The 17611-nt window shown below is 61.2% G+C and carries 14 protein-coding genes; 6 read left to right on the top strand and 8 right to left on the bottom strand.

Annotation, left to right across the window (positions count from 1 at the left end):
• Positions 1-92 precede the first annotated feature (92 nt).
• The gene (uvrA, locus tag AC4BCN_RS00235) at positions 93-2942 is read right to left on the bottom strand and encodes an excinuclease ABC subunit UvrA (RefSeq protein WP_128140573.1); all 2850 of its coding nucleotides are present in this window, start codon (positions 2940-2942) and stop codon (positions 93-95) included.
• Positions 2943-3323: 381 nt separating this feature from the next.
• Here uvrA and ssb point away from each other — a divergent pair, with 381 nt between their 5' ends.
• Both ssb and AC4BCN_RS00225 read left to right on the top strand, forming a co-directional pair.
• A complete protein-coding gene (gene ssb, locus AC4BCN_RS00230; protein ID WP_034754418.1) occupies positions 3324-3839 on the top strand; it encodes a single-stranded DNA-binding protein in 516 nt (171 codons plus the stop codon).
• Between the two features lie 191 nt (positions 3840-4030).
• On the top strand, positions 4031-4513 hold the full coding sequence (locus AC4BCN_RS00225; RefSeq protein ID WP_490492295.1) for a DUF1203 domain-containing protein: 483 nt from the start codon (positions 4031-4033) through the stop codon (positions 4511-4513).
• On the opposite strand, the gene AC4BCN_RS00220 is transcribed toward AC4BCN_RS00225, so the two are convergent.
• Complete coding sequence (locus tag AC4BCN_RS00220) at positions 4510-4926, bottom strand: hypothetical protein (protein ID WP_490492294.1); 417 nt, start codon at positions 4924-4926, stop codon at positions 4510-4512. The two genes, AC4BCN_RS00225 and AC4BCN_RS00220, sit on opposite strands and share 4 nt — an antisense overlap.
• A 233-nt stretch (positions 4927-5159) precedes the next feature.
• On the opposite strand from AC4BCN_RS00220, the gene AC4BCN_RS00215 reads away from it, so the two are divergent.
• On the top strand, positions 5160-5939 hold the full coding sequence (locus tag AC4BCN_RS00215) for an acetoin reductase (protein ID WP_490492293.1): 780 nt from the start codon (positions 5160-5162) through the stop codon (positions 5937-5939).
• Positions 5940-5993: 54 nt separating this feature from the next.
• Here AC4BCN_RS00215 and AC4BCN_RS00210 read toward each other — a convergent pair whose 3' ends face one another.
• Positions 5994-9575, bottom strand: a complete 3582-nt coding sequence (locus AC4BCN_RS00210; protein WP_034754408.1) for an ABC transporter permease/M1 family aminopeptidase — start codon at positions 9573-9575, stop codon at positions 5994-5996.
• A gap of 9 nt (positions 9576-9584) precedes the next feature.
• A complete protein-coding gene (locus AC4BCN_RS00205; RefSeq protein WP_338680103.1) occupies positions 9585-10496 on the bottom strand; it encodes an ABC transporter ATP-binding protein in 912 nt (303 codons plus the stop codon).
• 255 nt (positions 10497-10751) lie between these two features.
• Between AC4BCN_RS00205 and AC4BCN_RS00200 the strand changes: the two genes are divergently transcribed.
• Complete coding sequence (locus tag AC4BCN_RS00200; protein ID WP_338680102.1) at positions 10752-11258, top strand: GNAT family N-acetyltransferase; 507 nt, start codon at positions 10752-10754, stop codon at positions 11256-11258.
• A 6-nt stretch (positions 11259-11264) separates the two neighbouring features.
• On the opposite strand, the gene AC4BCN_RS00195 is transcribed toward AC4BCN_RS00200, so the two are convergent.
• Entirely contained in the window at positions 11265-12113 is an 849-nt protein-coding gene (locus tag AC4BCN_RS00195) for a hypothetical protein (RefSeq protein WP_080698671.1), read from the bottom strand.
• A 168-nt stretch (positions 12114-12281) separates the two neighbouring features.
• Between AC4BCN_RS00195 and AC4BCN_RS00190 the strand changes: the two genes are divergently transcribed.
• Both AC4BCN_RS00190 and AC4BCN_RS00185 read left to right on the top strand, forming a co-directional pair.
• A complete protein-coding gene (locus tag AC4BCN_RS00190) occupies positions 12282-12857 on the top strand; it encodes a GNAT family N-acetyltransferase (protein ID WP_490492292.1) in 576 nt (191 codons plus the stop codon).
• The gene (locus tag AC4BCN_RS00185) at positions 12854-13597 is read left to right on the top strand and encodes a metallophosphoesterase family protein (RefSeq protein ID WP_490492291.1); all 744 of its coding nucleotides are present in this window, start codon (positions 12854-12856) and stop codon (positions 13595-13597) included. Before AC4BCN_RS00190 ends, AC4BCN_RS00185 begins: the two co-directional genes overlap by 4 nt.
• A 5-nt stretch (positions 13598-13602) precedes the next feature.
• On the opposite strand, the gene AC4BCN_RS00180 is transcribed toward AC4BCN_RS00185, so the two are convergent.
• The 3 genes from AC4BCN_RS00180 to AC4BCN_RS00170 form a co-directional block, all read right to left on the bottom strand.
• Positions 13603-14241 (bottom strand): hypothetical protein, encoded by a 639-nt coding sequence (locus AC4BCN_RS00180; protein ID WP_490492290.1) that lies wholly within the window; start codon positions 14239-14241, stop codon positions 13603-13605.
• Between the two features lie 89 nt (positions 14242-14330).
• Complete coding sequence (locus AC4BCN_RS00175; protein ID WP_128140567.1) at positions 14331-15674, bottom strand: sigma-54-dependent transcriptional regulator; 1344 nt, start codon at positions 15672-15674, stop codon at positions 14331-14333.
• Positions 15667-17577, bottom strand: coding sequence for a sensor histidine kinase (locus AC4BCN_RS00170; RefSeq protein WP_456148000.1), 1911 nt, complete (start codon positions 17575-17577; stop codon positions 15667-15669). The genes AC4BCN_RS00175 and AC4BCN_RS00170 overlap by 8 nt, the downstream gene beginning before the upstream one ends.
• Positions 17578-17611: the final 34 nt, after the last annotated feature.

Here is a 17611-nt window from a genome sequence, read left to right as displayed (position 1 = left end):
TGACACGCCGGCAATGACTGGGGTGCTATCAAAAAGAGAAACGGCGCGGATTGCATGAGCAATCCGCGCCGTTTTTTATTGCGCTGCCGTCCTTATTGCTTGAGCAGCGGCCCCAAGTACTTGCCCGTCACGCTGGCCGGGTTCAGAGATACGTCTTCCGGCGTGCCCGTCGCGATGATCTGGCCGCCGCCAGCGCCGCCTTCCGGACCGAGGTCGACGATCCAGTCGGCCGTCTTGATGACGTCGAGGTTGTGCTCGATGATCACCAGAGTGTTGCCCTGGTCGCGCAGTCGGTGGATGACTTTCAGCAGCAAGTCGATGTCGTGGAAGTGCAAGCCCGTCGTCGGTTCATCGAGGATGTACAGGGTGCGGCCCGTATCGCGCTTGGACAATTCCAGCGACAATTTCACGCGCTGCGCCTCGCCGCCGGACAGCGTGGTGGCGCTCTGGCCCAGCTTGATGTAGCCGAGGCCCACGTCGAGCAGGGTTTGCAGCTTGCGCGCGATCAAGGGGACGGGCTTGAAGAATTCATGCGCTTCCTCCACCGTCATGCCCAGCACTTCCGTGATGTTCTTGCCCTTGTATTGCACTTCCAGGGTTTCGCGGTTGTAGCGCTTGCCGTGGCACACATCGCACGGGACGTAGACGTCGGGCAAGAAATGCATTTCGACCTTGATCACGCCATCGCCCTGGCACGCTTCGCAGCGTCCGCCCTTCACGTTGAACGAGAAGCGGCCAGCGCTGTAGCCGCGTTCCTTGGCCGTCGGCACAGTGGAGAACAAGTCGCGGATCGGCGTAAACAAGCCCGTGTACGTGGCGGGATTCGAGCGCGGCGTGCGGCCGATCGGCGCCTGGTCGACGGAAATGACCTTGTCGAAGTGTTCCAGACCGCTGATCGACTCGTGCGGCGCCGGTTCCGTCTGCGAACCATACAAATGGCGTGACAGGGCCGGATACAGGGTATCGTTGACGAGCGACGACTTGCCCGAACCGGACACGCCCGTCACGCACGTCATCAAGCCCACCGGCAAGCTCAGCGATACCTTTTTCAGGTTGTTGCCCGTCGCGCCAGTAATGACCAGCTGCTTTTCCGGATTGCTGGCGTGGCGCTTGGCTGGCACGGCGATTTTCAGCTTGCCGTTCAGGTATTGCGCCGTCAGCGATTTCTTGTTCTTGAGAATGTCGGGCAGGGTGCCTTCGGCGATGATCTCGCCGCCGTGCACGCCCGCGCCGATGCCCATGTCGACAATGTAGTCGGCCGTGCGGATGGCGTCTTCGTCATGCTCGACCACCAGCACGCTGTTGCCGATGTCGCGCAAGTGTTTCAAGGTTTCGATCAGGCGGTCATTATCGCGCTGGTGCAAGCCGATCGACGGTTCATCGAGCACATACATGACGCCCGTCAAACCGGAGCCGATTTGCGACGCTAGGCGGATACGTTGTGCTTCGCCGCCGGACAGCGTGTCGGCGCTGCGGTCCAGCGACAGGTAGTCGAGGCCCACATTGTTGAGGAATTTCAGACGCGAAATGATTTCCTTGACTACGCGGTCAGCGATCTCTTTCTTGGCGCCCGTCAGTTTCAGCTTTTCAAAAAATTCCAAGGTCTCGCGCAGCGGTTTTTCCGCTACTTCATAGATGGCGCGCTGCTGCTTGCCCGTGCCGACCTTGACGAAGCGCGCTTCCACGCGCAACCGCGCGCCATCGCATGAGGGGCAGCATTTCTCATTGATGAACTTGGCCAGTTCTTCCTTGACGGCCATCGAATCCGTTTCGCGGTAGCGGCGCTGCAGATTGTTGACCACGCCTTCGAACGTGTGTTCCTTGATGACAGTGCGGCCCCGTTCGTTGACATAGGTAAACGGAATCACCTGCTTGCCGGAACCATACAACACGGCTTGCTGCGCATTCAAGTCCAGCTGTTCGAACGGCATGTCCAGGTCGAACTCGTAATACGCGGCCAGGTTCGACAGCATCTGGAAGTAAAACTGGTTGCGGCGGTCCCAGCCCTTGACGGCGCCCGAAGCGAGCGACAGGTTCGGGAACGCGACGATGCGTTTCGGGTCAAAGAATTCAATGTGTCCCAGGCCGTCGCATTCGGGGCAGGCGCCCATGGGGTTGTTGAACGAGAACAGACGCGGTTCCAGTTCTTGCAGAGAATAGCCGCACACATTGCAGGCGAACTTGTTGGAATATACGTGCTCCTGGGCCGTATCCATTTCGTAGGCAATGGCGCGGCCATCGGCCAGGCGCAGGGCCGTCTCGAAACTTTCCGCCAGGCGCTGCTTGATCTCTTGGTTCACCTTGACCCGGTCGATGACGACATCGATCGTGTGTTTTTCCGTTTTCTTCAGTTTCGGCAGGTCATCGACTTCATAGATCTTGGCCGCATGCGTGCCGCTCTGTACGCGAAAGCGCACGAAGCCCTGCGCCTGCATCTGCTCGAACAGGTCCACGTGTTCGCCCTTGCGGTTGGCAACGACGGGCGCAAGTATCATCAGCTTGGTGTCTTCCGGCATGGCCAGCACGGCATCGACCATTTGCGACACGGATTGCGCGGCCAGCGCGTTTTCCGGATGGTCGGGGCAGTAGGGCGTGCCCACGCGCGCATACAGCAGGCGCAGATAATCATGGATTTCCGTCACGGTGCCCACGGTCGAGCGGGGGTTGTGCGACGTTGCCTTCTGTTCGATGGAGATGGCCGGCGATAAGCCTTCGATCAGGTCGACGTCGGGCTTTTCCATCAATTGCAAAAACTGGCGTGCGTAGGCCGACAGCGACTCGACATACCGGCGCTGGCCTTCCGCGTACAAGGTGTCGAAGGCCAGCGAGGATTTGCCGGATCCGGACAAGCCGGTAATCACGATCAGCTTATTGCGCGGCAAATCGAGATTGATATTCTTGAGGTTATGCGTGCGAGCGCCGCGAATGCGGATCTGTTCCATGTGATTGCCTTGCTTTCAGTGAGTGGTGCGGCCGGCGCATTGTGCTTGGGTGCGGATGAGGAGCCACAACGGGTCAACCTGTAACTATAGCCGGGTTTTGCTCTGCATGCCTGAGGCGTCCATGGGCGGATTGCGCCGCCGGGCGAACGTGCCCTGACAAAGTTTGATGCAGATGCGTACTGACGTTTGAATACTGTATATAATACCAGTATTCAAGTTTCTTGTTTTCACCTGCCGTGAAAAAAACGTGCTGCCGCACGGGAGAGGGCGTCCGCCAGAAAGCGGGTGCTTTGCGCCGCGTGGTCGCTTATAATCCTCGTTTAGTACACTAAACTAACGCGCGGGACACCGGCTCCCGCTGCAGTTCATCAGGAGTTATTCATGGCATCAGTCAACAAAGTCATCATCGTCGGCAATCTGGGCCGTGACCCGGAAATCCGCTACATGCCTAGCGGCGACGCGATCGCCAACATCGCCGTGGCCACTTCGTACAAATCGAAGGACCGCAACACGGGCGAACAAAAAGAATTGACAGAGTGGCACCGTATCTCGTTCTTCGGCCGCCTGGCGGAAATCGTCGGCCAATACCTGAAAAAAGGCTCGTCCGTCTACGTCGAAGGCCGTCTGCAAACCCGTAAATATACGGACAAGGACGGCGTCGAGAAGTACGCAACCGACATCATCGCGGAACAGATGCAAATGCTGGGCGGCCGTTCCGGCATGGGCGGCGACGCCGGCGGTGGCGATGACAGCTATGGTGGTGGCGGTGGCGGCGGTTACGACGCCCCGGCCCCGCGCCAGGCGCCAGCCCCGCGTCCAGCTCCGGCACCGGCGCCACGCCCGGCACCGAAGCCAGCGCCGAACTTCTCGGATATGGATGACGACATCCCTTTTTAAATACGCCGTTCTGACGCCTGCCGTCAGACACTGTCGACAAAGAGCCTGCTTCCTCCGTGAAGCAGGCTTTTTTTATGCGCACGGGGTAGAAGGCACTCCGTGACGCATGGTCACATTCCATAGCAAGAAGCGGATGGCGGCGCCGTCCCGATGCTGGTCTGATGGTGGTTTTGACGACGCCGGAGAACAGCATGGATTTTCGTATTACGGGCTTGTCGCCCGAACCTTTTCTGCCGTTTTTTTCCTTGTCCGATGCCGAGTTAACGGCGCTCGGCATGCGGCGCCAGGTGGTCGACCAACACCCCGGATTTCCTGACCGCATAGCGCTGGTGGACGCCGAACTGGGCGAGACCGTGCTGTTATTGAATCATGTGTGCCAGCCCGCCATGACGCCTTACCGGGCTTGCCACGCCATTTTTGTCCGCGAGGGCGCCACGCAAGCGTACGATGCCGTCAACCAGGTGCCGGAATCGATGCGGCTGCGCCTGTTGTCGCTGCGCGCCTATGCTGCCGATGGCATGATGCTCGATGCCGACGTGGTGGACGGCACTGCCATGGAAGCCCTCATTGCACGACTATTCGCCAATGCGGACGTCAGTTATATTCATGTTCATAATGCCAAGCGGGGCTGTTACGCGGGGCGTATCGACCGCGTCGGCTGCTCTCTTGCTTAATCGCGCAAGCCCATCTCCAGACTGTATGCTGCCACGGCATTCCTGCGCGCCGCGTTGCGCATCAGGTAAACCTGCACCGTGTACTCGCCATCGGCCGGCAGTTTTGCCTGGTAACTGTTGCCGCTGGTCGAGCCGATGAACAGGGCTTCATCCTGGCCTGGCTGGCGGATGTTGAAGTAATTCGACGGTTGATTGGTCTTGAGCTTGACGCTGAGGGTTTGGCCGGCCTTGCCTGTCACCGTGTATTCGGCTGTGGCGTAGCCCTTGATCTTGGCTTTCACGCTGTGCACGGTTTTTCCTGCTGTCAGTTCCACTGTTTCCTTGTGGACCGGGTCGGCGCTCCAGGCGGGCGTGGTGAAAACAAGGGCCGCCAGCAGCAGGCTGGTGCGGATGGGCAGGTGGCGATGCGGCATGGGGACGTCCTCTTGAACGTGGTGCCAGCGCGCTCGCCGGCGATGCTGGCCATGTTACGCCAGATGCCGCCATTGGCCAGTACGGCAGCGCTCGCATAGCGTGTGCCGGTGCATTTTTTCCTCCTTTCTTGACCTGTGCGCTTTTTCCGGGCGCGCACGTTTCAATACGTGGAAAAAGACGAAATTCAGGTAGGCTGAAGCGTCTCTTCTCACTACTCTGAAAGGAACGCAGCATGGGTATTTCCGGAAAAGTCGCGCTCGTCACGGGGGCTGCGCAAGGTATCGGCAAGGCCATCGCCTTGCGCCTGGCCAAGGATGGCGCCGATATCGCGCTGGTGGATCTGAACCAGGAAAAGCTCGACACGGCCGCCACCGAAGTGCGTGCGCTGGGCCGCCGCGCCGTCACTTTTATTGCCGACGTGTCGCAGCTCGCTCAGGTCACCGAAGCGGTGGCGTTTGCCGAGCAGGAACTGGGCGGTTTCGACATCATCGTCAACAATGCGGGCATCGCGCAAGTGCAGCCGCTGCTCGACGTCATGCCGGAAGAGGTCGACCGCATCATGCGCATCAATGTGCAAGGGACGCTCTGGGGCATCCAAGCGGCCGCCAAGACCTTCAAAAAGCGCAAGCAGAAGGGCAAGATCATCAATGCCTGCTCCATCGCCGGGCACGACGGCTTTGCCTTGCTGGGCGTGTACTCGGCCACCAAGTTTGCCGTGCGCGCGCTGACGCAGGCGGCGGCCAAGGAACTGGCGGCCGACGGCATCACCGTCAACGCATATTGCCCTGGCGTCGTCGGCACGGACATGTGGACCGAGATCGACAAGCGCATGGCCGAAGTGACGGGCGCCGAGCTGGGCGCGACGTATAAAAAATATGTGGACGGCATCGCGCTGGGACGCGCCGAGACGCCGGACGACGTGGCAGGGCTCGTCTCCTTCCTGGCCGGGCCCGATGCCGATTACATGACGGGGCAGGCGCCGCTGATCGATGGGGGATTGGTGTACCGTTGATGCCATGAACGGGGGGCAGGCGGGGAATCGGCGTCCCCGTCAGACCCCCATCGATTAATTCACGCTGACTTCCTTGCGATTGTCGCGCGGAACCCTGTCGATCATCTTGTTGTACGGATCGACGCCCACTTCAAACGGTTTGTCCTTCACCGTCATCGTCACCACGGGGTCGCTGCCCGACAACACGCGCTTGTCGGTGAACAGGACTTTTTCATCTTTTTCCTTGCCGCCCGCCGGGCGCGCGAAGATGGCGATTTCCACCGGCTCGTCGTAGGCGCGTGGGCTTTCCTTGCCCTTGCCGTCGGACTCCAGTTTGGCCAAGTGCAATTGCATGGTGACATCCCACTGACCGTCCTTGCGCTGCACGGCGCTCGCTTGCGTGACGCGGTTGTCGTAGAAGACGATTTTCTCGAACAGGTCCGTGATCAGCGCCTGCTTGTCCTGCGGCGCTTCGGCGCGGATGTAGGCCAGCAGTTCCGACGACGTGGTGAACGGCGCCTGCTGGTAGCCCTTGTCCTGCAGATAGCGTTTCAGCGCACGGTTCAGCGCTTCCTCGCCGATTTCATCGCGCAGGCGGTAGAACACCAGGCTGCCCTTGTTGTAGTGGATATATTGCTGTCCCTCCACGCGCGCCAGCGGCAGTTCCTCGATGGCTTCACCGCCGCGTCCGCTCAGGTAGCGGTCCAGTTCATAGCGCAGGAAGCGGCGCATCTTGTCGCGCCCGTATTCCTTTTCCATCACCATCAGGGCCGAGTATTGCGCCAAGGACTCCATCAGCATGGTGGCGCCCTGCACGTTGGCGCCGATCACTTGATGGCCCCACCACTGGTGCGCCATTTCATGCGCCGTGACGTAGAACACATAATCGATGTCATCCTTGTCGCGCAGGTCGGCGATGAAGCCGATGCCTTCCGAATACGGGATCGTATTGGCAAACGACTGCGCGAAGCTCTGGTAGCCGGGGAATTCCAGGATGCGCACCTGCTTGTGCTGGTAGGGCGTGAACTCGGTGGTGTAATAGTCGAGCGACTTTTGCACGGAGGTAATCATGCGCTGCGTATTGTAGCCATGCTTTTTATCGAAATAAATTTCGATCGGCAAGCCTTTCCACGCATCTTTCTTGACTTCCCAGCGCGCCGACAGGTAGGCGAAGAACGGCATCATCGGCTGGTCCATCTTGTAGCGGTAATAGCGGCGGCCATCCTTTTCCCAGCTCTTCTGCAGGTAGCCGGGCGCCAGGGCGATCTGCTCGCCGCTGGTGGACACCGTCGTGTCGAAATGGATCCAGTCCGCCTCGCCGCCAAAGACCGTATTGCCATACGCCGAGGTGTCTTCCAGCTTGGCCATGCGCTGCGGTTCGCCTAGTCCCCGCTTGCGGCGCTCGTTGCGATCCGTCAGCTCCATTTCCTTGGCATAGCCGAAGTGCGGGAAATACGCCTGGTTGTTAAAGAAACTGCCGTTCAGGTTGACCTGGTCAGGCGCGCCGCTGTTGGTAAAGCCCGCATGCGTGACGGCCACCGTGAAGTCGAGCGGAAGGGTAGCGCCAGGCGCCACGGGACGGGCCAGCTTGAGGATGCTGAAGCCCACTTCCTTGTCGTCCAGCGCCACCTTGTGCTCAGGCAAGTTCAACCAGTGCGTGTCCAAGTCCGGATTGAGTTGGATGCGCAAGGTGTCGAGCGGCTGCTGCGTCTTGTTTTGCAGCACGTAGTGGCCCTTGATCAAGACTTTGCGTTGCTCGGGATAGATATCCACGTCGGCCTGGATATCGGTGATCTTCAGCTGCGGCAAGTCCTTGTACTGCTTGTACAATTTTTCGTAGCGCGCCTGCTTGTCCATGCTGACATTCGCCGTTTCGTACTGGTTCAGCACATTCGTGTTGTAGAAGATCCAGCCGCCCGTGCCGGCCCAGCATAGCAGCACCAGGGCCAGCGCGGCGCCAGCTTTGCCGCTCAGGCGTTGGCGGGCCAGGCGCACGCGCGCACGCCAGTCGGCGGACAGGCCGCGCACCCAGAATGCCTGCGCCAGCATGACGAGGGCCACCGTGAACAGGCTCCAGTACAGCGCGAACCAGGACCAGCCGGCCAGGAAGTGGCCATAGCCGTTCATGTCCGAATACTTGATGGCCGGCGTGCCGCCGAACGCGTACAGATTGTGTTCGAAGTGCAGCATGCCCAGCACCATTTGCGCCACCATCAGCAGGATCACCAGCAGGTAGCCGATGAACTTGTTATTTGACAGCACTTGCAGGGTGAGGGCGCACAAGGCCATCAGCACGAAGAAGAGGGCCCCCAGCAGGGTGCCTTTCAGGTACAGCCCCAGTTCCACGGGCGCGCCGCCCTTGTAGAGCTGGAAACCGATGGCCGCGATGACGCCCACCAGCAGGTAACCGGCGATGACGCCGACCAGGGCCGTGCATTTGGCCAGCAGAGGGACCCAGCTGGGCACGGGCATGGCATCGCTGACGTCGGCGATCCTGGCTTGCCGCTCCTTGAAGATCAGTTCGCCTGCGTAAAAGGTGACGATGATGATCAGCATGAAGCTGAAGCTGTTGTTGATATTTTGCAGCATCAAATGCGTCATCGGATACACGGCCGTGCCGTACATGTTCTTGCCGATATTCGCTCCGGCGATCAGGTTGATTACGGCGAACAGCAGCATGACGAGGAAGGGCACGCTCTTGAACACGCCGACGGCGTCGAAGCGCAGGATTTGCCACCACTGGCGCCAGGCTGTCGCGCCCGTAAAGGTGGGGACGCTGCGCGGCAGGTGCAGCGGCGCCGCCACGGCCGGCGCGGTGGCCTCTGCCTTGTGCTTGCCGAACAGGCGCTTGCCCGTGCCCGTGCGCTGCGGCTTGAACAGGATCACGGTGGCGGCGAACAGCACCACCGTGATGGCCAGCCACAGCAAGCGGTTGGCCAGCAGGAAGCCGGAAAACGGCGGCAGGCCCGCGTTCGCTTCGGCGGACGTGAAGTAGCGCGTCATGCGGCCGAACGCGCGCATGCCGAACGGGTCGAGCAGGACGGCGATCCATTCGTTGTTGATGTCGCGCGTAAAGGCGCCGGCCATGCCCCACAGCACGAAAAAGCCCAGCACGCCCACGTAGACAAGCAACATCGAGCGCGTCGTGGCCGCCAGCAGCATCAGCAGGGCGCCGATGAAGAGCAGGTTCGGGATTACCATCACGCCGAAGCTCCACGCGTACGCATGCAGCGAGAACGCGCCCACGCGCTGCGGGTCGACCCAGGGCATGAGGGGGCCGAGCATGATGGCCAGGGCGATGGCGGCAAAGATCACCAGGCAGGCGACGAAGCCGGCGGCGAAGCGGCCGAACAGGTAATCCCACTTGCGCATGGGCGTGGCGAACAGCATGTCGGCCATGCCCACTTCGCTGTCGCGCAGCACGGCGCCGGCGATGAAGATGGTGATGAGCAGCATAGACAGCAGGCTGAACATCGTCAGCAACTGCGCCACCACGGTGGGCGCATTGCGGTTGATGTTGCCGATGGCGCCGCCGACCTGGATCGAATCGCTGCTGCTGGCGCCAAACGCCATCAAGGCGAGGATGACGGCAAATATCCACAGCAGCGGCTGTTTCAGCTGATAGCCGAGGTCAAACTTGAAAAATTCCTTCCACATGGCGGCCCCTTACGCTGCGGCTGCGGCTGCGGCCGGCGCGGCGGCGCCGTTGCGGGCGGCGTTGCGCACGTGCAGGAAGTACACGTCTTCCAGGTCCGGGGCGATCTGCGTGAAGCCGCTGTCGGGCTGGCTGTCGGCAAACACATTGATTTGCGGCTTGCCGCCCACCAGGCGCGTCGACAGCACGTGCAAGGTTTGCTGGTACTGCGCCAGCTCGTCCATGCTGATGCTGCGGCGCCAGACCTTGCCCAGCAGCGTATCGATGGCCGCCTGCGGCTCGCCCTGCACCAGCACCTGTCCCTTGACGATCATCGCCATGCGCGGGCACAGGTCCGTCACATCGTCGACGATGTGCGTCGACAGGATGACGACCACCTGCTCGCCGATCTTCGCCAGCAGGTTCAGGAAGCGGTTGCGCTCGTCCGGATCCAGGCCGGCCGTCGGTTCATCGACGATCACCAGGCGCGGCGCGCCCAGCAGCGCCTGGGCGATGCCGAAGCGCTGGCGCATGCCGCCCGAATACGTGCCCAGGTTGCGCTTGCGCGCTTCCCACAGATTGGTTTGCTGCAGCAAGGCTTCCACGGCTTCCTTGCGCGGGCCCTTTTCCGTCAAACCTTTGAGCACTGCAAAGTGGTTGAGCAAGGTTTCCGCGCTGACCTTCGGATATACGCCGAAATCCTGCGGCAGATAACCGAGCTGGCGGCGCAGGCCGGCCTTGTCCTGCAGCACATCGACGCCATCGAAATGGATGCTGCCGCTATCGGGATCTTGCAATGTCGCAATGGTGCGCATCAGCGAGGACTTGCCCGCGCCATTCGGTCCCAGCAAGCCGAACATCCCGTTGGGGATTTCCAGGCTGACATTGTTGATGGCCTTGACGCCATTGGCATACGTTTTGTTCAGCTGTTTGATCGATAGCATGTGCAGCACTCTCCAGAGCTTGGGTATGAAAGCCGGCAGATGCATGCCTGCCGGTCTGTGGAAGGGGATCACCCTTGTTTTTCAGCCGCGATGGCGGATGTTACTTAAAAACAATAATATATAACCAACTGGAAGGAAATTAATTTTTTTGCGACCAAGGGTGGAAATGCAGGGCTGGAATGCAGGAGGAAGCGATGAGCGACGTGGTGCTACACTCGCCATCTCAATGACGCCATGCGGCGGAAAGACGGGACCATGACGGTAATACAGAACATGACATTGCGCGCCGTTGCGCCCGGCGAAGAAGGGACGCTGGCGCGGCTGTTCCAGCTGTACTGCTACGACAATACCGCCTGGAGCGGTGAAGATGTGCTGGCCGGCGGCCGTTACGATGTGTGCGATGCCGGGCTGGCCGAGTATGTGCATGCGCCCGGACATACGGCCGTCTGGATCGAGGTCGATGGGGCGCTGGCGGGCTTTTTCATCACGGAGCCCGGCATGGCGGGCGAGTTGCCGGTGCAGGAGTTCAGCGACTTTTTTATTTTGAAGAAGTACCGGCGCCGGGGGCTGGCGCTGGAAGTGGTGCGGAGAGTGCTGCTGGACAGCACGCAGACGTGGATGGTGGCGACGTTCCACGCCGATGCGGATGCCTGCGCGTTCTGGCGGCAGGCGTTTGCGCGCCTGCCGTTTGCCAGGGCCGAGGCGTGGGACGATCCGGACTTGCCGCAGTTCCAGCTGACGTTGCTGAAACCGGCGGCCTGAGCTGGATTAGAAGCGTACTTTCACATATGCCGACGGTCCCGTCAGACGGATGTTCAGGTCGGCATCGCGTTCGCTGTCGCGGTGCAGCTTGATTTTCGAGATGCCGTAATCGGCCACGAAACCGATATTTTTGAACGGGAACCATTCCACGCCGACATTGCCGCCGTAGATGTGGCCATTGATGCGCCCGCCGTTTTTCTTGATGCCCGACGCTTCCGCATACATGCGCAAGTCCGGCGTGAAGGCGTGGCGCCAACCCACTTCCAGCAGCGGCGCAAACGCGTGCTCACTGATGGAATCGCGCGCCGTGGCCGTTTCACCATTGACGACGCCGGTGGCCGTGCCTTTCAGGTTGGCGTGGTAGTAGGCGGCGCCCAGGCCGATGCCGAAGGTATCGTTGCCGCTGCCCAGCCACCATTTATAGGCCAGCTTGGCCAGGTCCAGCTTCAGATCGGCATTCGCCGTGGCCGTGCCCGTGACGGGCTGGCCATTGATGATGGTTTCGCCTGTCAGGCTTGGCGTGTAGGATTTGTCGTAGCGGTAGTAATCGAAGGCCAGGCCATGGCGGTCGCCGATCAGCAAGTCCGCCTTGACGCGCGGGATGGTGGTATGGCTTGGCTTCGATTCGGGCGCGTCGATGCGGCCAAATTGCGTGTCGGCGCCGATATTGATGCGCGGATCGGCGGAAAACGCACCCACGGAAATGCTGGCGCGGTCCAGGGTGGGCGACGGTTCAGCCCGCGCCGTGGCAGCCGCCGTGGCAATACCCAGCACGCCCAGCATCATGGCGCCGCGCAAGGCAAGGTGGTGCGGGCGTGGTGGGGACAGGCGGGTGAACACGGACATGGCAGACATGGGGCAACTCCTCAAGATAAAGTGAAAACTGTCGCGACGTTTTGGGCAACAGTGCAATAAGGAAATGGTAGCAACTGTTACATTTAGATCACGTAGCCGCACGGCGCAACTGTCCGTCGGACTTGTCCTACCGCCGGTCAAGCAACTGTAAAAACTGGTAATGAAGGGATGTCAACGATGCAGGAAATCATGGAACTGGTGACGCCGCGGCTGGTACTGCGGCAATGGCGCGACAGCGACTTCGCGCCGTTCGCGGCGCTGAATGCCGATCCCCGCGTGATGGCCTATTTCCCCGCGGCCCTGTCGCGCGACGCCAGCGACACCATGGCGAAGCGCTGCAGCGGCCTGATCGCCGAGCGAGGCTGGGGCTTGTGGGCCGTGGCCTTGCGAGAAAACGATGCCTTCATCGGCATGACGGGCTTGCATATTCCCGCTGTGCAACTGCCATGTTCGCCGTGCGTGGAAATCGGCTGGCGCCTGGCGTTCGATTACTGGGGGCAAGGTTATGCACAGGAAGCGGCACGGGCCGCCCTGCAGGCAGGTTTTGAACGCTTGCAATTGCCGGAAATCGTCGCGTTCACGGCGTTGCCCAACTTGCGCTCAAGCACGCTGATGGCGCGCCTGGGCATGCGCCGCGATGCGGACACGTTCGAGCATCCGGCCCTGGCGCCAGGACACGCATTGCGCACGCATTGCCTGCAACGGCAGACGCGGGCAGAATGGTCTACACAGGAGGGAACATGAGAATCGCCGCCATATCCGATATCCACGGCAACCTCGACGCGCTTGACGCCGTGCTGGCCGACATCGCCCGGCGTGGCGTGGATGTGACCGTCAACCTTGGCGATATCGTCTCGGGCCATCTGCAGCCGCGCGCCACGGCGGCGCGCCTGATGGGGCTCGACCTGCCCACCATCCGCGGCAACCACGAGCGCCAGCTGTTGGGCGATCCGGCCCGCATGGGCGTGTCGGACGCCTATGCGCGCGCGCAACTGTTGCCGGAACAACTGGACTGGATTGCGGCGCTGCCCGCCACCTTGCGCCTGCGACGCGATGTGCTGCTCGTGCATGGCACGCCCGCCAGCGACCTCGTGTATTTTCTCGACAGCGTCACGCCGCAAGGCAGCCGCGCCGCCTCACCGCAAGAAGTGGCCGAACGTGCCGGCGAGGCCGACGCGGCCTTGATCCTGTGCGGCCACACGCACATGCCGCGCCAGGTACGCCTGGATGATGGGCGGCTGATCGTCAACCCGGGCAGCGTCGGCTTGCAGGCCTACGACGACGATCATGGCTATCCGCACGTGATGGAAAACGGCACGCCGCACGCGCGCTATGCGGTTGCCGAACAGGGCGCCGATGGCCGCTGGTCGGCGCAGTTATACGCCGTGGAATATGACTGGGAAAAGGCGGCCCGGATGGCGCTGGCCAACGGCCGGCCCGACTGGGCCACGCCCTTGCGCACGGGATTCGTCGGCGCCGCCTGAGCGCTTTAGCAGCTCGGTGCGCGCGCGACGGGCACGGGCACCAGTTCCGTCTTGCCGTCCTTGGCGATATACTGGTTGATGCTGATGCTGCAGTACTTGCCTTCCCACGAGAACGCCGCTTCGTAATCTTCGCCGGCGCGCGGCGTGAAGGTGATGTCGCCACTGCAGCTGGGCGACACGGTTTCATAGTTGATGCCGTTGACCACATAAAATGGCGAAACGTCCCGGAAGCCGATACGCAGGCTGCTGGGCTTGTCGGCGGGAACTTCATATTCGCGGAAATAGGCTTTCGAGAAAATTCCATCCTTGCGCGACAGGTTTTTCGACGTTTCCGTCTCCGCGATGCCCAGGCTGGTATTGCTGACACTGCCGATCAGGGAGCCGAAGGCGGAACTCATGCCGCCGCTGGCCTTTTCCACGCCATCGCTGAACATGCCGCGGATGCAGCTGCTGTCGCGGTACAGGAAGGCCGTGGCGCCATTCTGGCCGAACAGGCGCAGGCGGCTGATGGTCGATGTTGCCGGCGCAGCTGGCATGCTGGCCGCTTCGGCGGCGGCAGGTGCGGGGGCTTCCGTGGTGGCGGTATCCTGGGCAAAACCGGAGGCACTGAGTAGCAGGGAAAACAGGACGGCAAGGTTTTTCATTGTGAATTTTAAATTATCAAAAAGAAACAATATATACCATGTGGCAATATATTGCTGCTCTTTTTGATAAGTTTGCCCCGTGCCGCTCCTTAGCGGAACTCTTCCGCCACCAGGTTGTACTTCTGCATCTTGTGGTACAAGGTCTGTTTCGGCAAGCCGAGCACTGCGCTCACTTCGCTGACGTTGCCCGCATATGCGCGCAGTTCCTGCTCAATCAATGCGCGTTCGAAGCCGTTCACCTGCTCCGCCAGCGACAGCGGGCTGGCCTGGCCGCTCGCCAGCAGGCTCGAGGCACCACCGGCGATGCCGAGCACGAAGCGGTCGGCGATATTGCGCAGTTCGCGCACATTTCCGGGCCACGAATGGGCCATCAGGTTGCGCATCTGCGCGCTGGAGACGACGGGCGCGGCGCGGTTGTAGCGGGCGGCGGCGGCCAGCACGAAGTGTTCAAACAGGATGGGAATATCCTCGCGCCGCTCGCGCAGCGGCGGCAGGTGCAGCACGATCAGATTCAAGCGGTAGTACAGGTCGCTGCGGAATTTTTGCTGCTGCGACAAGTCTTCCAGGTCCAGCTTGGCCGCCGCGATGACGCGCACGTCGACGGGCGTGGCCACGTTCGAACCGAGCCGCTCGATATAGCGTTCCTGCAGCACGCGCAGCAATTTCACTTGCAGGGACAGGGGCAGGCTTTCGATTTCGTCGAGGAAAAAAGTGCCCTGGTCCGCGTGCTCAATCTTGCCCACCTGCCGCTTGGCCGCGCCCGTAAATGCACCCGGTTCGTGGCCGAAGACTTCGCTCTCGAATATGCTTTCAGGAATCGCGCCGCAGTTGACGGCGACAAAGTTGTGCTTGCGGCGGTGGCTGAAGTCATGCAGGCAGCGGGCCACCATTTCCTTGCCCGTGCCCGTATCGCCATAGATCAGCACATCGGCCGGTTCGTCAGCTACGTCGAGTATCAAGCGCCGTATGTCGCGCATCGCCACGGAATTACCCAAGAGGCGCGCTTCGATGCCGCCGCCGTCCTCGAGCTGGCGGCGCAGGCTGTGCACTTCCAGGGTCAGGCGCCGGGTTTCCAGCGCGCGCAGGATGACGTCGACCAGCTGGTCGGACGAATATGGTTTTTCGATGAAATCATAGGCGCCCGTGCGCATGGCATGCACGGCCATGGTGATGTCGCCATGGCCCGTGACGAGGATCACGGGCAGGTTGGCATCGAGCGTCTTGACCGCTTGCAGCAATTCCAGGCCGCTCATGCCGGGCAGGCGCACGTCGCTCACGACGATGCCGGGGAAATCGGGCGTCAGCAGTTTATAGGCCAGCTCGGCCGAGTGAAAGGCCAGCACGTCCAGGCCGGCCAGTTGCAATGCCTGCTCGCTGCCTTCGCGTACGGTGGGGTCGTCTTCGACCAGCAAGACCTTCAAGCCGTCAAACATGTTTTTCCTCCTGCGTTGCAATCTGTAGTTCGATGGTGAAGATGGCGCCGCCGCCGGGGGCGTTTTCGGCGCGCAGCACGCCGCCGAACTGGCGCGTGATCTGTTCGGAAATGGCCAGTCCCAGGCCCAGGCCCAGGCCTTGCGGTTTTGTCGTGAAGAATGGTTCGAACAGGTGTTCATACACTTCCGTCGACAGGCCCGGTCCCGTGTCGGCCACGTGGATCAGCACATGCTCGGGCGTGCATTCGACGGACACGCGCAGGCTGCGCACGTCGCTGCCATTCATGGCGTCAAGCGCATTGGCGTACAGATTCACCAGCACCTGCTCGAGGCGGTTGCTTTCGCACATGGCGAAGATGTCTTCGGGCGGCAGTTGCAAAGTAAAACGCACATTTTCCACCTGCAGCCGCCTTTCGACGAGGAACAGGGCGTTGCTGATCGCCGTGGGGATCGACACGGAGGTCAGGCTGGTCGTCGACTTGCGCGCAAAAATCTTCAATTGGCCCGTAATGGTCCCCATCCTGGCCGCAATTTGCGATATCTTCGCCAGGTTGCGCCGCGCATCGTCGAGCCGTCCCCGTTCGAGCAGGATGACGGCATTGTCGGACATGGTGCGCAGCGCCGTCAGCGGCTGGTTCAGTTCATGCGTGATGCTGGCCGACATTTGCCCGAGCACGGCCATCTTGCCGGCCTGAAACAGTTCATTTTGCGTGATGTGCAGCTTTTGCTCGGCCTTGCTGCGCACGTCGATTTCCTGGCTCAGGCTTTGCGTCATGGCATTGAGCTCCGACGTGCGTTCCTCGACCATGGCTTCCAGGTTGTCATAGGCATGCTGCAGATCTTCGCGGGCGCGCAATTTTTGTGCCACGGCCGCGCGGCGCTGGCGCAGGTAAAAGAACAGCAGCATGAAAAAGCCCAGTAGCACGCACGAGAAGGCGGCCGCCGCGCGCGCGCTGGCCTTGGCCTGGGCCAGGTCGGACAAATAAATGAAAGTCCAGCCTTGCGGCGACTTGAGCTTGATCTGTGTCATGACGCTGGAGCTGATCTTCGGCGGCGTGTCGGCGTGTTCCTGCTCGCGCACGCTGATCACGCGGGCGCCATTGCCCAGCTGGCGGTCGGAAACGAAAGGGATGGCGGCCAGCTGCTTCGAATAGTACTGGCGCGTGCGGTTGAGTTCTTCGACGATGGCGGGCGACAGCGGCGCCAGGGTCTTGTACTTCCAGTCCGCCATGGAACTGAGGAAGATCACGCCGTGCTCGTCGGCCAGCATGACCTTGTCGGCGCCTTGCACCCAGCGTTTTTCCAGGGTTTCCAGGTTCACCTTCACCGTTGCCAGACCCAGCATGTGGCCATTCTGGTAAATGCCGTGGGCAAAGAAGTAACCGGGTTCGAGCCGCGTCGTGCCCACGCCATAGAAGCGGCCTGGCGTGCCGCGCAACGCGTCCTGGGCGTAGGGGCGGAACGAGATATTGTCGCCAATAAAGCTGTCGGGCTGCTGCCAGTTGCTGGCGGCCCGCGTGTTGCCGTCGAGGTTGCTGATGAAAATGGTCGACGATTTCGCCTGGGCATTCATCTGCTCGAGATAATGGTTGACCGTATCGACCAGCACCGGATCTTCCGGGTGCTGCAGCAAACGGATCACGTCGCGGTTCAGCTCCAGGGTCTTGGGCAGGAAGTCGTATTTTTCCAGCGCATTTTCAAGGCTGCTGACATACACTTCCAGTCGCTGCGCGCCGCTGGCCTGCAGCTTGCCGATGGCGATACGTTCGGTCCAGAAATACACGAGCCAGACGGTGGCCAGGCAGGCGGCCAGCACCACGCCCCAGGCCAGCGTTTCGCGGCCCGACCGTTGCGACAGGCGCTGGCGCCAGGAAAGGGAAGGTTTGGTAGTACTGCTATTCATAAAATCAGCTGCCAAATTGCAAGAACCCACAGTA

The sequence above is a fragment of the Janthinobacterium sp. Bl 1 genome, assembly GCF_058215535.1.
The sequence above is the reverse complement of the archived record's forward strand: the minus strand, read 5'-3'. Positions and strand labels throughout refer to the sequence as shown.

Excerpts from the sequence above, each read along its gene's own strand:
- AC4BCN_RS00190 (WP_490492292.1), top strand. The coding sequence starts at position 12,282 with ATGTCAACGATGCAGGAAATCATGGAACTGGTGACGCCGCGGCTGGTA.
- AC4BCN_RS00170 (WP_456148000.1), bottom strand. The coding sequence starts at position 17,577 with ATGAATAGCAGTACTACCAAACCTTCCCTTTCCTGGCGCCAGCGCCTG.
- uvrA (WP_128140573.1), bottom strand. The coding sequence starts at position 2,942 with ATGGAACAGATCCGCATTCGCGGCGCTCGCACGCATAACCTCAAGAAT.
- AC4BCN_RS00180 (WP_490492290.1), bottom strand. The coding sequence starts at position 14,241 with ATGAAAAACCTTGCCGTCCTGTTTTCCCTGCTACTCAGTGCCTCCGGT.
- AC4BCN_RS00175 (WP_128140567.1), bottom strand. The coding sequence starts at position 15,674 with ATGTTTGACGGCTTGAAGGTCTTGCTGGTCGAAGACGACCCCACCGTA.
- ssb (WP_034754418.1), top strand. The coding sequence starts at position 3,324 with ATGGCATCAGTCAACAAAGTCATCATCGTCGGCAATCTGGGCCGTGAC.
- AC4BCN_RS00205 (WP_338680103.1), bottom strand. The coding sequence starts at position 10,496 with ATGCTATCGATCAAACAGCTGAACAAAACGTATGCCAATGGCGTCAAG.
- AC4BCN_RS00195 (WP_080698671.1), bottom strand. The coding sequence starts at position 12,113 with ATGTCTGCCATGTCCGTGTTCACCCGCCTGTCCCCACCACGCCCGCAC.
- AC4BCN_RS00215 (WP_490492293.1), top strand. The coding sequence starts at position 5,160 with ATGGGTATTTCCGGAAAAGTCGCGCTCGTCACGGGGGCTGCGCAAGGT.
- AC4BCN_RS00225 (WP_490492295.1), top strand. The coding sequence starts at position 4,031 with ATGGATTTTCGTATTACGGGCTTGTCGCCCGAACCTTTTCTGCCGTTT.
- AC4BCN_RS00185 (WP_490492291.1), top strand. The coding sequence starts at position 12,854 with ATGAGAATCGCCGCCATATCCGATATCCACGGCAACCTCGACGCGCTT.
- AC4BCN_RS00210 (WP_034754408.1), bottom strand. The coding sequence starts at position 9,575 with ATGTGGAAGGAATTTTTCAAGTTTGACCTCGGCTATCAGCTGAAACAG.
- AC4BCN_RS00200 (WP_338680102.1), top strand. The coding sequence starts at position 10,752 with ATGACGGTAATACAGAACATGACATTGCGCGCCGTTGCGCCCGGCGAA.
- AC4BCN_RS00220 (WP_490492294.1), bottom strand. The coding sequence starts at position 4,926 with ATGCCGCATCGCCACCTGCCCATCCGCACCAGCCTGCTGCTGGCGGCC.